Here is a 16,388-nt window from a genome sequence, read left to right as displayed (position 1 = left end):
TTCCCAACATTTCAACTAAAAAAACAACTCCTGTTAAATGGGCTAAAATTTATCTAGGATAAGTTGGTCTTAGAGGACTTACTATTCTACCATTTATAGCATCAATATGAAGTAACCAATAACCTATTCTCTCTCTATTCCTACCTTTTCTCGGTATCCATGTAGTAAATCCAGTCATTCCTCTATAAGGTTGTTCATCTTTAGCAAATCTGCCAGGGATACCATAAACATAATATTTAATCTCTCCATTTTCTTCTACAATACCAAATATATAATGCCCATACTTTCTAATTAAATTATGGCAGGTTATATTTTTAAAATTAAGTTGGTATGGATAATAGGTGTTAACTATATAGTTATAAAAAGGTAAAAACCCTCTATAAATATTCTTTTTATCATATTCTATTTCCCACCAAGTATATCCTTTCAGTTCCTCTCTTAAAGGATTAACTTTTTCAAAGAATTTTAATATACTCAAAGAATAATTAGCTATATGTCTGCTATAAATTCTATTACTTTCAGTATAATCATAATTCAAATTAATAGAATGTCCATACTCATCATTATTATTTGTTTTATATCTAACTTCCTCTGTTTTATGCTCACTTGTATTTTCTACTTCTTCATCTTTTATGAAAATATCTTCTTCATTTTCTATTTCTAAATATTCATCTTCATTTTGTTCACATTCAGTTTCATTTTGAATAAGTACCTGCTCATTCTCAACTTGAATTTCATCATGTTCTATAGAATCGTCCTCTACACTCTCTTCTGTTATATTGTTTAATTCGTATGTTCTATCATCAATATTTTCTACCTCTTCTGTTTTATCTATTTTTTCTATTTCACGTCGACCATTCATTTTAATTTCTATATCTTTAATTAATTTATTAATAGAATCGTCCTTATTTCTGATATAACCTACTAAAGGAATTACTATTTCTTCACTATTATTTCTATAAAGCTGAACAAATATTGTATTAAATTTATCAATAGAGATACCTGTTCCTCCTACTGATTCTGGATTGAATTTCCACAATAAATTTCCTTTACCATTTTCATTTAATACAATATTGCCCATCTCTACTTTTATCAGCTGTTCATCAATAACAGAAAGTAAACCGCCAACGTATATACCATTTTCATCTATATTTTTAGTTTCTTCTATATTTAACTGTATTTTTCCTCTACCACTTCTGACCTCTATCTTAGCATATCCTTTTAGGTTATTTTTATTATTTAAGTATCCTACATCATTGGATTCTAGCATTACAAATTTCCTCATATAGACCTGCTTTTCATACAATGTTATTTCCCCCTTTCCAACATCTTATTATAAATATATGTGTATAAGGGGGAATAGTGAACTATTTACTTAAAATAGAATTAGTTATCTTTGCAAACTCATCTAAACTCAAATTTTCTGCTCTAGTTTTTACATCAATATTACACTCATTTAGTATAGATATTATATCTTCCTTAGCTATACCTAGCTCTCCTAAACTTAATGCATTAACTAGAGTTTTTCTCCTCTTGCTAAATGCAGCTTTAATAATTTTAAATAAAAGTTTCTCGTCTTTCACTTCAACAGTTGGTTTTTCATATATATTTAACATAATCACAGCCGAATCAACATTAGGACGTGGCATAAATACATTTTTAGGTACATTAACTATTATCTGAGGTTCAGAATAATATTGTACTGCAATAGAGAGTGCACCATAATCTTTAGAACCAGGTTTAGCTTTCATTCTTAACGCTACTTCTTTTTGAACCATTACTACTATCTTGTTTACTCTTATCTTTTCTTCTAATAATTTCATAATAATCGGTGTTGTTATGTAGTATGGCAAATTAGCAACTACCTTTATTTCTCCATCATTATCAAAATAATTAGATATTAATGCATTAAGGTCTATTTTTAACACATCTCCCTCAACTAAATAGAAATTATCATAACTAGATAAATTATCTTTAAGTATAGGATATAAATTTTTATCTATTTCTATTGCTACAACTTTTCTTGCCCTCTTACATAATTCCTGTGTTAAAGTCCCTATCCCCGGGCCTATTTCTATTATCTGATCACTTTCTTTTATTTCTGCTCCATCACATATTTTATCTATGATATTTTTATCTATTAAAAAATTTTGCCCTAAACTCTTTGAAAAAGCAAATCCATATTCATTTATTATCTCTTTAATTACTCTAGGGGAATACAACTTTCTTTCACTCATCTATTTTTCAATCCTCCTAATTGACTCTATAAATTCTTCTCTAGTTATTCCATAATTATTTAATCTCTTTAAAAATTGTTTAGAATTGCAGTATCCAATACCCAATATTTTTCCTAGCTCCTCTCTTTTTTTGCTGGAATTAGGATGTCCAACTAGTCCATATTTTATCATATCTTCTTTAGTAAATTCATTCCTTTCATCTATTGATTCAACTCTTGCATTTTTTAACGCTATTATAATATCTTCTTTAGAAGCATTTTCAATTCCTATATTATCTCCTTTAACAGCCTTCTCTTTAGGTAGAAAAGCATGTTTACAATTCTTAATTTCTTTGGAAATTATTTTTCGTATCTTCTCTCCTGCATAATCAGGATCTGTAAATATTATAACTCCCCTTTTTTTAGCAGCTGTCTTAATTCTCTTCATAGTTTCTGGCGATAATCCAAATCCTCCAGTTGCTATAACTTCTGCATCTACTGCTCTTTTCACGGCTGCTATGTCATCTTTTCCTTCTACCACAATTACTTCTTTTATCATTTTTTAACCTCCTTGCTAATCTAACTATCTTAAATTATCTTTTATAAACCTAAAGATGTCAAATTTATTAGTAAAATAGAGAATAGGCTCATTATACCTATCAAAAAAAGCGGCAAAAGCCGCTTGAATTTATAGACAAGAAGATATGATAATAATCTATACTAATTACTTAAAATATAAACCTTTACCTTTCTTCTTCCAAAAGCTAAAGCCTCACTTCTACTTTCAAAGAAAAGGTCAATTTTATTACCTTTTATTGCTCCTCCTGTATCTTCAGCTATAGCAAAACCATAGTCTTTAGTACCATCTAAAGATTTAATATATAATTTTGTACCTAAAGGAATTACTCTTGGATCTACTGCTACTACTCCACGTCTAACTTTAGTACCCATAGCTGTAATTCCATAATCCTTATCACCAGGTTTTTTACCTGTACTTTCGTATGATAAATCATAAGCTGTAGCACTCATAATTATACTTTTTTTAAATCTAAAATTTCCTCTTGATGAAACAAAATAATCTTTAGTCCCGATTTCTAATATCTGTGGAACAGATTTTTGTACTATTCTTTCACCAGATATATATTCGGAAATTAACTTATTATTTCTATAAATTTTGCTAATCTCTATCTGCTTAATACCATTCTTACCAGACTGTATCTTCTTAACTTTACCTTTTTCAAGCTTATCATTATATTTTATTATTTTTTCATATGGTATCACTTCTGTTTTCAAAACTGTTTCTTTATTTATTTGAATAACTTTTATCTTCATACCATCTACAATATCACTATCTAATCCTGGCATAATATAATCATCTTCGTCATATGCAATGCTCAATTCATCTAGTACCTCTTTAACAGTCTTTTTTAACGTTTTAACTTCTATAGCTCTATTTCCTAGAAAAACTTCTAAAGAAGCAGCTTTATTTATCTCTATTACCATACCATTTTTAATCTTTTCATCAAGTCCTACACTAACATAATCTTCCTTATTCAAATCTATATTGAGTTTGTTAAACAGTTCTTCAACTGTTTCCTTTGTAGTTTTATAATGCATTTCCTTACCATCTATAATAACACTGACTTCTTTTACGCTACTTTTATAAATTCCCAAAATAACTATCAGCGGAATTAATAATATAATAAATGATAGCAATATTTTCTTATTGATGAAATTTATACTCATTTCAACCCCTCCAAAACTTAGAGTTTTAATGTATTGTATTGTAAATATTATTTTTTGTCAAATTTATTAGATGTTTACACCTTTAGAACCAAATGTTACTATTTCTTTGCTATTTTTTGCTTCTTAAAAGTTATTATTTCCCAAATATACACTTATATTCTTGTACTTCTGTAGTAATTTATCCTAAACATAAAAATTAGGGCTAAATACTAATTATTAGCATTTAACCCTAATAACATTTTCTACATACCAGGCATCATACGATGCGGACACATTGGCATCATTGGATACATTGGATACATAGGGTACATTGGATACATCGGATACATTGGATACATTTTTTCCATATCTTCCATGTCCATTTCTTCATCCATCATTGGGGGATACATTGGATACATTGGATACATTGGATACATTGGGTACATAGGATACATTGGCATCATTGGATTACCTTCACCATATGGCATCATCGGATACATTGGGTACATTGGGTACATTGGATACATCGGATGCATCGGCATCATTGGGCATTTGTCTTTATCCTTTGGATAATCTTTATCACAATCTCTTCTCATTTAATCAACTCCTTATGCAATTAATATTGCCTAATAACATTATATGAAAGGAGCAAATTTACGTTACTGGGGTCTTTTCTCATTTCATATAACTTGCTAATTCTTAAATGCCACATGTAAGTGATCATCGTGCCCTTTTTTCTTTTTAACTTTATCTTTATATTTATTTTTTATTTCTTCATCATTGAAATATATTAATCTAACATTTGGATCTTTTAAAAGTATTTTAATAAATTCTTCTGTCTTAGCTCTATCGTAATTCGAATCTCCAATTTTTATAGAGCCTACTTTACCATCTTTTCTAATAGGTCTAATATCTACCTCTCTTCCTCTTCTATGCCCTTTATGTGGTGGAAATCCGCCTCCTTCTTTCAAACTAATATCATTATATTGAAGTAAAATATTATTATTTTTAGCCCATTTCTTAGCAGCATCTACTAAAGATCTAATTGTATCTGGAGTTCCCCAACTCTCATTCCCATTAGGATTGTTAATAACTAGATATCCAATACCAAATTCTAATAATCTGATAAAACCTGCTTTCGATTTCTCTGCTGTTCTATAATATTCTTCTGCCAAGTATTCTAATTTCTCTTTATTCCTAACGGATTCTCTTAAGAGTCTTAATGTTTCGGAATCGAGTTTACCTGTTATTTTTAATTTTTTAATTTATTGGAAGGCTTTAGTTGCAGTAGTACTTAAAATACCCCATTTACCATCTACTTTACCTATATTAAATCCTATTTTTAGTAAACATGTTTGCGCATCTTTTATATCATCTCCCGTATTTATATCACTGCTATCTTTCCAAACAAATTCTCTATATATACAATTATCCTTATTATCTTCATCTTCCCAACCTCTCTCTTCTGGTATGATCTCAAACTTAAGTTTCTGACGTCCAGGTTCTTTTATGGTTACATATAAATATGCATTATTTATCTTATCTCCTCTTATACTAGGAGTCTCATTTAAATCACAATCGAGCAAATTATTGTCTTCATCGTATACTACTACTTTATATTTTGGTTTTTTAAAATCTGTATAATTTTTAACTTCTACTTTAAATTTTATTTCTCTTCCTAATTCAAAGACTGTTCCATTCTCTGCCTCTTTATAACTATCTGAAATTACTGCATGTTCATTACCATAATTTTCTGGATTGCCTGTGTATTTATAATAGATTCTTTTTATGCCTAAATCAAATTTTTCATTACTGCTTCCTTTATCTACTGATGTCTGACGAACTTTAATTTTATAATCGCCAATAGGGCCGCCTACATGTTTTAATTTGATTTTATACTTCTTATTGGCTTTTACTCGTCGATTTTCAATTAAGACATTACGATTAGTTTTATTTCTATTAGTTGCCATTTCTATAAGTGTTGAATCTTCATACAAATACATCTTTATATCTGTATCCTCTTTAATAGGATACGACCAGAAGTTTGCTCTTCCGTCTTCTTCAAAGTAAATATAAAATTCATCTTCATCACTTTCAAAATTGAAACTTCTTATTTGTTGAACACCATTTTGTAATCTAATAGCCATAAAATCATCTCCCTTTTTTTATTTTTATTTTATCGAGAGTTTTTAACCGGTTAATCACTCTCACTATATATAAACCAATTTCATATCAAAATATAAACCATTAATTTAAAATTTTTATAAAATCTATAAAAATATACTCAACAAAACTTAATTTACTTCATAAAAAAATGGTGGAATAAAGTTACCTCAATTCCACCATTTTATCTTCAATAATATTTAATTATGCTTATCAAAAAACTTTATCTTCATAACGCCTTCATCTGTAAGTAGCAAAAATTCTTTCTCTCCTATCTTAAAAATCTTTCCTACATCCCAGTCTTTATTTATCCAGTTAAATTCTTCGGTACGCTTATTAAATAACACTACCCCATTCTTCCAACCGCAACCAATAATTGCATACTCCCCAAAAGATGATGCGGTGTAACTACTACCTCTAGGTACAAAATGGTATCTTCTCCAATCGTTAATTGTATAGTCAAAATAGCATAAATCATCTTTAAAATCCTCATTATTATCTATTGCCGTAGCCCATAGTACTCCCTCTTCGTCCATCCACAAAAAACCATTATATTCATCTAAAATATCAATCATCTTTTCTGGAGAAAATCTTTCATCTATAAATCCCATAAAATGTTTACTATCTTTTGTCTTTAAATTTAGACAAGTTACTCCTGCATATCCCTCTCCGCCCCAGTTTATCCAGAGATTATCGTGTTTATCTAAAATTAAATCTACAACGAAATTATCTATTAGAAAATTAGATCTATTATAGACTGCTATAATGTTACCATCTTTATCTATTTCTTTCACTCCTCCTTCTTTTTCATACCCTATTGAACCAATCCATATACGTTCTGAATCACCAATTATACTCATTACATATTTCCCATATTTATTTTCTGTCTTAATAGAATTATTTTTTAAATCTATTTTTATAATGCCTCCTTCACTCCCTACCCAAGCATATCTACCATCTTCAAATACTGTAGCATAAGATACGTTCAGCAACTCTTTCTTTGTATATTCATAAAATTTCCCTTCTTTCAGATTATATCTCAATAAAGGTACTTTTGCTCTTTCCCTTAAATCATCTAAACAAAAACTAAAATCTAAACTAAACCAAATATTTTCACCTCCATAATATATTCTGTCATAAGAAGTTGATATTACCTTATGCACTTTGTGTTCTCCTGTTTTAATATTTATTGAATCGATACTTAATCTGTCTTTTTCTTCTTCGTATCCAATATACCATAACTCATCACCTACCAATTCACATGCTAACTTATATGCACATAGACTGTAGAACTCTATATCTGATATCTTCTTGATTTCATAATCTAATAGTTTTTCTTCCACATATTTTGCATCTCTGCTTTTTATACCTCTAATCTTTTTCTCTTCTTCTAAATCTTGCATTTTATCTTCTTGTTCTTTTTGTTCTTCTTGTGATCCTTTTATCTTCACATTTAAAGACTCCTTACTATTAGAACATGATGTTAAGATTAAAATAATTAATATTATGAAAATAATAAGATTTATAGTCTTTTTGTTATTTTTCTTTATCATCACAACTCCCCTTTTATAAATTCTCATAAATAGTAGATTTATACAATTTTTCATTATTGTAACATAATGTTTTAAAAAAGTAAATATTTCACTTTGACTTATTTACTTTCTTTTAAATATGATGTTTAAGTTCTACAATATTACTTTAAAACTTCAATTCAACAGAGCAAAAAAAAAACGGCTAAAAGCCGTTTTTAATTTATATTAAATAATCTCTTTGTATTTTCAGCAGTAATACGCGCAACTTCTTCAATAGTCATCCCTTTTAATTCTGCAATCATTGCAGCAACATATCTTACATATAAAGGTTCATTTCTCTTTCCTCTATGCGGATGTGGTGTAAGATATGGCGAATCTGTTTCTATCAGTATTCTGTTAATATCTATAGCCTTTACCACTTCTTTAGGAGTTTTTGCATTTTTAAAAGTAACTGGCCCTGCAAAAGATATATAAAATCCCATTTTTATATATTCTTTTGCCATTTCTACACTACCAGAAAAACAATGTAGTACACCTCTTAATGTACCATCTTGTTCTTCTTTCAATATGTCATATACATCTTTATGTGCTTCTCTATCATGTACTATAATTGGTAAATTAAATTCCTTTGCTAATTTAATCTGCTCTCTAAACCACTTTTTTTGTATATCTCTTGGTGAAAAGTCATAATGATAATCTAACCCTATTTCTCCTACAGCTATAACTTTATCTTTTTTTAATAATGACTTTAAAACCTCTATTGTATCCTCATCCATAGTTTTAGCATCGTGAGGATGTATGCCAACTGCCGCATAAATATTTTCATATTCTTCTGCTAAAGCAACAGCCTTTACAGACGACGCTAAATCAGCACCGGGATTTATGACTATCGACACATCATTATCTTTTAAATTTTTAATAATTTTATCTCTGTCTTTATCAAATCTTTTATCATCCAAATGTGCATGACTATCTATCAACATATTTCTCTCCCCTATTATCTTTCTTCACTAAATAATTTTACATTTTAAATTTTCAATTTTACATTATTACTGAACTCTTGCTCCACTCTTTATTTCGTCTAATACAGTTGCCAATGTTAACTTTTTACCTTTACTTGCAGCAAGAACCATACCGTGTGACTCAATACCTCTTAATTTAATTGGTTTTAAATTAGCTACAAGTATAACATTTTTTCCTACTAAATCTTCTGGATTGTAATATTTAGCTATTCCTGAAACAACCTGTCTCTTTTCCTCTCCAACTTCAAGTTGTAAAACTAAAAGTTTATCAGCATTAGGATGTTTTTTTGCCTCTATAACTTTTGCTACTCTCAAATCAATTTTATCAAAATCATCTATCGTAATAAAATTATCTTCATCTGTTTCATTAGCTGAGTTTGCGCCTTGTCTTTTATTTAAAAATTCTTCATTTACTTTATTTAATCTCTCTAATTCCTTTTTAATATCTAATCTTGGGAACATTGGATTTTCTCTTCTAACCTTTAATCCTGAAGGTAGCCTGCCCCATTTACTTATGTCGTCCCATGATGTTCCTTGCCCACTATCTAATCCTAACTGCCTCCAAATAGCATTTGATGTTCTTTCCATAAAAGGTCTTATTAATACAGATATAATTCTAAGTGATTCTGCTAAGTTATAGAGTACCGTATCAAGTCTGCCTTTTTTATCTTCTTCTTTAGCTAAAATCCAAGGCATTGTTTCATCTATATATTTATTTGTTCTTCCTATCAATTTCCAAATTTCTTCTAAAGCATTACTGAAGTTTAATTTATCCATTAATCTTTCAACTTTATAAGGTGTCGAAGTTGCCATTTCTTTTAGACTCTCATCATATTCTCCATCTTCTACTGGCTTTGGTATAATTCCGCCATTGTATTTTTCTATCATGGCTACTGTTCTGCTAACTAAATTTCCAAGGTCATTAGCTAAATCTGAATTAATTCTTTGTAAAAACTTCTCTTTAGAGAAAGAACCATCTTGACCAAATGAAAACTCTCTTAATAAGAAATATTTTAATGCATCTATTCCGTAAAGCTCAATTAAAGGTTCTGGATAAACTACATTCCCTTTAGATTTTGACATTTTCTCATCTTCAAATAATATCCAACCATGCCCAAAAACTTTTTTAGGAACATCTATATCTAAAGCCATTAAAATAGCAGGCCAAACAATAGTATGGAATCTGACAATTTCTTTACCTACTAAATGCACATCAGCAGGCCAAAATTTCTTAAAATCTTCATCTTTATCTGTTAAATAACCTAAAGCTGTAATATAATTGCATACTGCATCAAACCAAACGTATATTACGTGTTTTTCATCAAATGGAACTTTAACTCCCCAATCGAATGAAGTCCTTGATACACATAAATCTTCAAGTCCTGGCTTTAAGAAATTATTTATCATTTCATTCCTTCTGGATTCAGGCTGTAAAAACTCTGGATTTTCTTCAAAAAACTTAATTAATCTATCTTGATATTTTGATAATTTGAAAAAGTAAGCTTCTTCTTTTGTCAGTTCAACTTCCCTTCCACAGTCTGGACATTTTCCATCCACAAGTTGACTCTCTGTCCAGAAAGACTCACAAGGAGTGCAATAAAGTCCTTCATAGTAACCTTTATATATGTCTCCCTTTTCATATAGCTTTGTGAATATCTTTTGAACTACTTCTTCATGCTGCTTATCCGTAGTTCTAATAAAAATATCATTTGTAATCTCTAAAGTTTTCCACAGCTTCTTAATGTCTTCTACGATTTTATCCACATATTCCTTAGGAGTTATCCCCTTTTCTTTAGCTATTTTGTCAATCTTTTGTCCGTGTTCATCTGTACCAGTAAGAAACTTAACTTCATACCCTGTAAGTCTTTTAAATCTAGCTAATACATCTGCAGCAACAGTTGTATATGTATGTCCTATATGAAGATTATTACTTGGATAATAAATTGGTGTTGTAATATAAAAAGTCTTATTCATAATATATCTCCTCCCATTCTAAATAAATTTTAAATTTTAAATGCTAAATATCATTTTAATTTTAAACTTAACTGATAACTATGGACTGTTGACTATTAACTATTAATAATTTTACATTTTCCATTTTCAATTTTACATTTAAAAATAAAAATCCTTCACCCCTGACATATAGGGACGAAGGATTAATTCGCGTTACCACCCTAATTTACATAAGCCTCACGACTTATGCCTTAGTAGGTTACAATAATAACCTTGTAATTTTAACGGATACAAACCCGTAATAGCCTACTTAACTTTCAGCTATTCAACTCAGGGGCCATCTTCAGCTTAACCTCTAATACCAGTTTTCACCAACCCTGGCTCTCTATAATTAGAATGTTAAGCCTACTCTTCCCTTCATAGTTTTTTCTATTATAGTATGTTTATTTATCAAAAACTATACAAAAAAATATATCTATTTGTCAAGAAATTTTTCCAGTTTCAATAACCTATTAAAAAAACATCAGTCTACAAACTATAACTGAAGCGATTACAGAAGCCAGATGGGATAATAATGCCGCTTTTAAAGTGTATCTACCATCTTTGATACCCACAGCACCAAAGTAAACAGCCATAGTATAAAAAATAGTTTCAGCAGAACCCATCATTGTTGATGCCACTCTACCAACAAAAGAATCAGGGCCATATGTAGTTATTATATCTTTTACTACTGCTAGTGAACCGCTGCCTGAAATAGGTCTCATTATAATTAAAGGAATTACTTCTTTCGGTATAGATAAAAATTTAGCTAAAGGACTAAAAAAGTTCACAATAATCTCCATAGCACCTGAACGTTTAAATATCCCTATGGCTACAAAAATAGCTATTAGATACGGCATTATTCTAATAGATGTTTTAAATCCTTCTTTAGCACCATCAACAAAAGCATCATATAAATCTATCCCCTTCAGATACCCATGAATTAATATGATGGATATAATTATTGGTATTATAGATATAGAAATTAAATTTAATATATAAACCATACTATCAACCTCTTAATTGAAATATCTTGACACTTATTATTCCTACTAACGTAGAAATTGTAGTAGCTATTAAAGATGTGCCAATTATCTCTGTAGGATTTAACGAACCTGCATCTGCTCTAATTTTAAGCACTGTGAGAGGAACTAACTGTATTGAAGACATATTTATTACTAAAAACATACACATTGCATTAGAAGCCTTTTTTTTGTCTGCATTAAGTTTATTCATCTCTTCCATAGCCTTAATTCCTAAAGCTGTAGCAGAATTGCCTGCTCCAAACATATTAGTTACCATATTCATAATTATCGCACTTATTGCTGGATGATTTTGTGGAAGTTCAGGAAACAAGAGCCTAGTAATAGGTCTCAATATTCTGCTAAATGCATTTATCAGCCCAGACTTGTTCGCAATATTCATAAGTCCAAGCCATACTGCCATAATCCCAGTTAAACTTATAGCAAATTTTACAGCTTCCTGCGTATCTTCTATAATAACTGTATTTATTGAATCTATATTACCGTTTATAATCGAAACAATTATTCCAATAAAAATCAAGAAAAACCATATATAATTTATCAAAATTCTCCCCCCTCTTTCCTATCAAATTATATGCCTTTAAAAAATAAGATATTTCAAAAAAACAAAATAGAACCCGTATAATACGAGTTCTATATGTTTTATCAAAACTTACAATATCTGTTCAATATATCTTAATGCGGCTTCTTTATTAGCACTTATCTTACCGTAATATATTGCTTTCCTTACTTCTTCTAGCAAATCACCGACTAATACATTTTCACCCAAATCAAATTTTTGCATAATCTCTTTTCCCGTTATAATATTAGATATCTTTTCTATTTCTTTGTATCTTGTTAGATAATTATTAGCCATATATTCTATATGAACTTTAAATTTCCCCATTTCTTCTTCTGGATACAGTAACTTTCTTGTCGCTATTATATCTGCTAAAGATATAAGTAAAACATCTAAAGTATCTTCTTTTAACTCTGAAAACATTCCATATAAAGCCTTTCCACTTACATCATTATTTTTATATAAAACTAACGGAAGCATATGTTTTGCAACCATTTTATAAAGTAAATCTCTTTCTTTTATGCTTAATTTAAGTCTTTCAGCAATTTTTTTTACTATTTCTGCTCCTGTTATTTCGTGTCCTTTAAACCTTATCCTTCCTGTTTCATCTACTTTTTTAGCTGATGGTTTCCCTACATCGTGAAAAAATGCCCCTAATTTTATTAAATCTAATCTTGTATGCCCTGATGCAACTATTTTTTTAGTATGCTCCTCGTATGCCTTTCTTACATGATCTTCAAAATAACTATCTGCATAGATAATATCTTCTGCTACTTTAAGTGTGTAAATTGAATGAGTTAAAGAATCGACTACATGATACTTACATTTTCCTATCTCTCTCATAGGTTCTATTTCTGGAAAAATTTCTTCTAAAATATTTAACGTTCTATCCATATAATTAAAATAGTAGTAAGTTCTTCTATACTTTAATAACTTAAATAACTCATGTGTTATCCTCTCATAAGGCATGTTTTTTATCTTGTCTTTATTTTTCTTTATAAGCCTTTTTGTGGTATCATATAGTTCAAACTCAAGCTGCGACATAAATCTAACTGCTCTTAACATCCTAATCGGATCTTCTTCAAAAGCATTTTCTTTAACATGTCTGATAATACCTTTATTTAAATCGTCAAGTCCATTTGCTACGTCAATAATATTTTCTTTGAGAATTTTCCCTTTTTCTATTTTATCTATATCAATCGCTAAGCTATTTATGGTAAAATCTCTGTTTAATAAATCCTCTTTTATGTCATTGCCTTTCAATTGGCTTAAATCTACTGTAACATTCCTTTTATTATCAACAATCCTATAAAATTTATGTCTACCACCTAAAGTAATTAGCTTTCCATTTATAGATTCAGCAAATTCTTTAGCTATGTCTTCTACATTCCCTTCAACAACAAAATCAATATCCTCATTAGACTTTTCAAGTAAGTAATCCCTTATATAACCACCTACAAGATAAATTTTGACATTTTTTTCATTCCCTATTTTCCTCAATTTAGGAAGGATTAAATCCAATTAAATCAACCCCTCAAAACCAATATCATTAGTATTCTTTATTATAATTATATACCATTTGAAATATTAAATCACTAATAGAAAAATAATAAATTCAGCTTGTTGACAAATCAAATTATTGATAAAAATATGTCAATTAATACTCACATTCATTAGTTAATAAATTAACAATTATTGGCTAATAACTAGATATTTTTTTAATAAACTCATACTAATTAAATACATTAATTTTTGGAAATTTTAAATTTTATGTTGACTTTTATTGGCATATCTGGTACTATTTCTTTGTAGGAAGTTGTCGAATTATGACTAAAATTAATATTAGGAGGGGAATTTTATGAAGTCAACTGGTATCGTTAGAAAAGTAGATGAATTAGGAAGAATTGTTATTCCAAAAGAATTAAGAACTACTTTTGAGATTGGTGAAAAAGATTCTTTAGAAATCTATGTAGATGGCGAACATATAATTCTAAAAAAATATGCACCAGCATGTATTTTCTGTGGACAAGCTAAAGACGTACAAGTATTCAAAGGTAAAAACATCTGTCCAGCTTGTCTTGAAGAATTAAAGAATCTATAATAATAAAAGCAGCTATTAAGCTGCTTTTATTATTTATAATCCATAGAAAATTATATTCCCTATTAAATTGTAGATAATTTTGAATATAATTTCCATTTATAGATTTGAATAAAATCTACCTTGATTTGTTTAAATCGAAAATTTTGTTATTCTCATCTAAACTATTTAAATCTTCTAGTAACTTATCTAAATCTACATGATGAACTCTTGAAGCCACTTCAATTGACTCATTATAAACTGCATTACATGAATTACAATACAAACCATACTTTTTTAATACGTCTAAAGCTTTTATATTATCTCTTATAATATCATAAATAACCATATCTTTAGTAATTTTCATTTCCCACACCCCAATTCTTTATTAAGCTTAAATAGACAAACTTTCTTTATAGACATCTCTCTTAGGCATATTTCTTTCTTTTGCCACTATTTTAATTGCATCTTTTTTATTAAATCCCTTATTTATATAAAACAATATATGTTCTTTTACTGCCATGTCAGCCCACCAATTGTCATCAAATTCATCATCTTCTATTTTTACTCCTTCTATTACCAACACAAATTCACCTTTTATACCATCTTTCTGAAATTTATCGATTGCCTCCTTTATAGTACCTCTGAAAATTTCTTCATACTTCTTTGTAAGTTCTCTTGCAACTGCAATTTTCCTGTCTCCTAATATTTCTTTCATATCCTTTAAGGAACTTATAAGTCTATGAGGAGATTCATAAAAAATAATAGTTCTATCTTCTCTTTTAATTTTATTAAGTCTTTCTCTTCTTTCTTTTTTATTAGAAGGCAAGAATCCCTCAAAAACAAATCTCCTTGTAGAAAAACCCGAAATTACTAAAGCTAATAAAGATGCACTAGGTCCTGGTAGGCCAACTACATTTATATCATTTTCAATCGCAAGCTTTATTAAATCCTCTCCAGGATCTGATATCCCTGGCATTCCAGCATCAGAAACTAAAGCTATATTTTCTCCTTTTAAAAGCTTATCTATTAAAAATTTCCCTTTTTGTTTTATATTATGCTCATGATAACTTGTTAGTGGCTTTTTTATATCATAATGATTCAATAGCTTCAAAGTATGTCTAGTATCTTCCGCTGCTATTAAATCTACACTTTTTAATATATTAAGAACTCTGATTGTAATATCTTCTAAGTTCCCAATAGGGGTAGGACATATATATAATACACCTTTACTCAACATCCTTCCCCCTCTCCATTCCATAAATTTCATAAATTTCATCGGTATAACTTCCATCTTCTTTGTATACATAAAGTGGTTTTAAAAATTTCAATTCAGGTTTAGACGCTTTAATACTCTTTATTAAAATTAAATTAGGTCTTTCTCCAACTTTAGGATGGACAAACCTTAAGCTTTTAGGTTCAAGTTTATATTTCCTCAATAGACATAATATATCAACGATTCTATGTGGTCTGTGGACTAAGAAAAACCTTCCATTATGCTTTAATAGCCTACTAGATACCCTTATGACATCTTCAAGCGTACACATTATTTCATGTCTTGAAATAGCCTTTTTATCTTCAGGATTAATAGCCCCGCTACCTAGAATCATATAAGGCGGATTACTAGTTACTACATCATATTTATTAATACCAAGAATCTCAGGAGCTTCTTTTAGGTCAATATTTACTATCTCTATAAACCTTTCAAGCTCATTCATAAAAACTGACCTTTTAGCCATTTCTGCAACATCTTTTTGGATTTCTACTCCATATATCTTTTTTACTTTGTTTTTAGCCCATAACAATAATGGAATTATGCCTGTTCCCGTACCTAAATCTACTATTTCTGAATTATCCTTTATGTCACAAAAATTTGCCAATAATACAGCATCCATACCAAAGCAAAAACCTTTAGTATTTTGTATAATTTTTAACCCTTCACATTGTAAATCATCTATTCTCTCATCTTCCTTTAAGATTACTTTCCTCATTTGTCACTCTCCCATAACTTTCTTATTACTATTATAGCATTTTATAAGATTTCCTAAATATATTTTAAA

Annotated in this window: 17 protein-coding genes and 1 other annotated feature; of the genes, 1 reads left to right on the top strand and 16 read right to left on the bottom strand. The window is 29.1% G+C overall.

What is annotated here, in order from left to right; all coding sequences use genetic code 11:
• Nucleotides 1-49: 49 nt before the first annotated feature.
• The 13 genes from AB4Y15_RS00390 to AB4Y15_RS00330 form a co-directional block, all read right to left on the bottom strand.
• Nucleotides 50-1,306: a DUF7922 domain-containing protein gene (locus AB4Y15_RS00390; protein WP_427337731.1), complete on the bottom strand. Its 1,257-nt coding sequence runs from the start codon at nt 1,304-1,306 to the stop codon at nt 50-52.
• Between the two features lie 61 nt (nt 1,307-1,367).
• On the bottom strand, nt 1,368-2,237 hold the full coding sequence (rsmA, locus tag AB4Y15_RS00385; protein ID WP_427337730.1) for a 16S rRNA (adenine(1518)-N(6)/adenine(1519)-N(6))-dimethyltransferase RsmA: 870 nt from the start codon (nt 2,235-2,237) through the stop codon (nt 1,368-1,370).
• Complete coding sequence (rnmV, locus tag AB4Y15_RS00380) at nt 2,238-2,774, bottom strand: ribonuclease M5 (RefSeq protein WP_427337729.1); 537 nt, start codon at nt 2,772-2,774, stop codon at nt 2,238-2,240. It lies immediately after the preceding gene.
• Nucleotides 2,775-2,935: 161 nt separating this feature from the next.
• Nucleotides 2,936-3,961 (bottom strand): resuscitation-promoting factor, encoded by a 1,026-nt coding sequence (locus tag AB4Y15_RS00375; protein WP_427337728.1) that lies wholly within the window; start codon nt 3,959-3,961, stop codon nt 2,936-2,938.
• Between the two features lie 242 nt (nt 3,962-4,203).
• Nucleotides 4,204-4,536: a hypothetical protein gene (locus tag AB4Y15_RS00370; protein WP_427337726.1), complete on the bottom strand. Its 333-nt coding sequence runs from the start codon at nt 4,534-4,536 to the stop codon at nt 4,204-4,206.
• Between the two features lie 96 nt (nt 4,537-4,632).
• Nucleotides 4,633-5,115 (bottom strand): hypothetical protein, encoded by a 483-nt coding sequence (locus AB4Y15_RS00365; RefSeq protein ID WP_427337725.1) that lies wholly within the window; start codon nt 5,113-5,115, stop codon nt 4,633-4,635.
• Nucleotides 5,116-5,205: 90 nt separating this feature from the next.
• A complete protein-coding gene (locus tag AB4Y15_RS00360) occupies nt 5,206-6,087 on the bottom strand; it encodes a peptidoglycan-binding domain-containing protein (protein ID WP_427337724.1) in 882 nt (293 codons plus the stop codon).
• Between the two features lie 216 nt (nt 6,088-6,303).
• Nucleotides 6,304-7,656: a hypothetical protein gene (locus AB4Y15_RS00355; protein ID WP_427337723.1), complete on the bottom strand. Its 1,353-nt coding sequence runs from the start codon at nt 7,654-7,656 to the stop codon at nt 6,304-6,306.
• A 194-nt stretch (nt 7,657-7,850) separates the two neighbouring features.
• Entirely contained in the window at nt 7,851-8,618 is a 768-nt protein-coding gene (locus AB4Y15_RS00350) for a TatD family hydrolase (protein ID WP_427337722.1), read from the bottom strand.
• A gap of 66 nt (nt 8,619-8,684) precedes the next feature.
• Nucleotides 8,685-10,631, bottom strand: coding sequence for a methionine--tRNA ligase (gene metG / locus AB4Y15_RS00345; RefSeq protein WP_427337721.1), 1,947 nt, complete (start codon nt 10,629-10,631; stop codon nt 8,685-8,687).
• Nucleotides 10,632-10,798: 167 nt separating this feature from the next.
• Nucleotides 10,799-11,040: a binding site (T-box leader), on the bottom strand.
• 82 nt (nt 11,041-11,122) lie between these two features.
• Nucleotides 11,123-11,656, bottom strand: a complete 534-nt coding sequence (locus tag AB4Y15_RS00340) for a spore maturation protein (RefSeq protein WP_427337720.1) — start codon at nt 11,654-11,656, stop codon at nt 11,123-11,125.
• Nucleotides 11,657-11,660: 4 nt separating this feature from the next.
• Entirely contained in the window at nt 11,661-12,236 is a 576-nt protein-coding gene (locus AB4Y15_RS00335) for a nucleoside recognition domain-containing protein (RefSeq protein ID WP_427337719.1), read from the bottom strand.
• A 108-nt stretch (nt 12,237-12,344) separates the two neighbouring features.
• Entirely contained in the window at nt 12,345-13,751 is a 1,407-nt protein-coding gene (locus tag AB4Y15_RS00330; RefSeq protein WP_427337718.1) for a tRNA nucleotidyltransferase/poly(A) polymerase-related protein, read from the bottom strand.
• Nucleotides 13,752-14,109: 358 nt separating this feature from the next.
• Between AB4Y15_RS00330 and AB4Y15_RS00325 the strand changes: the two genes are divergently transcribed.
• On the top strand, nt 14,110-14,352 hold the full coding sequence (locus AB4Y15_RS00325) for an AbrB/MazE/SpoVT family DNA-binding domain-containing protein (protein WP_427337717.1): 243 nt from the start codon (nt 14,110-14,112) through the stop codon (nt 14,350-14,352).
• Nucleotides 14,353-14,467: 115 nt separating this feature from the next.
• Here the strand turns inward: AB4Y15_RS00325 and AB4Y15_RS00320 are convergent, their stop codons facing one another.
• The 3 genes from AB4Y15_RS00320 to AB4Y15_RS00310 are packed head-to-tail and all read right to left on the bottom strand — an operon-like array spanning nt 14,468 to nt 16,319.
• A complete protein-coding gene (locus AB4Y15_RS00320) occupies nt 14,468-14,695 on the bottom strand; it encodes a DUF1858 domain-containing protein (RefSeq protein ID WP_427337715.1) in 228 nt (75 codons plus the stop codon).
• A 27-nt stretch (nt 14,696-14,722) separates the two neighbouring features.
• Nucleotides 14,723-15,568 carry a 16S rRNA (cytidine(1402)-2'-O)-methyltransferase gene (gene rsmI / locus AB4Y15_RS00315; protein ID WP_427337714.1) on the bottom strand — a complete coding sequence of 282 codons (846 nt, stop codon included), beginning with the start codon at nt 15,566-15,568 and terminating at the stop codon, nt 14,723-14,725.
• A complete protein-coding gene (locus AB4Y15_RS00310) occupies nt 15,558-16,319 on the bottom strand; it encodes a tRNA1(Val) (adenine(37)-N6)-methyltransferase (RefSeq protein WP_427337713.1) in 762 nt (253 codons plus the stop codon). Before AB4Y15_RS00310 ends, rsmI begins: the two co-directional genes overlap by 11 nt.
• Nucleotides 16,320-16,388: the final 69 nt, after the last annotated feature.

Source organism: Caloranaerobacter longqiensis, assembly GCF_050286925.1.
Classification (GTDB): domain Bacteria; phylum Bacillota; class Clostridia; order Tissierellales; family Thermohalobacteraceae; genus Caloranaerobacter.
The sequence above is the reverse complement of the archived record's forward strand: the minus strand, read 5'-3'. Positions and strand labels throughout refer to the sequence as shown.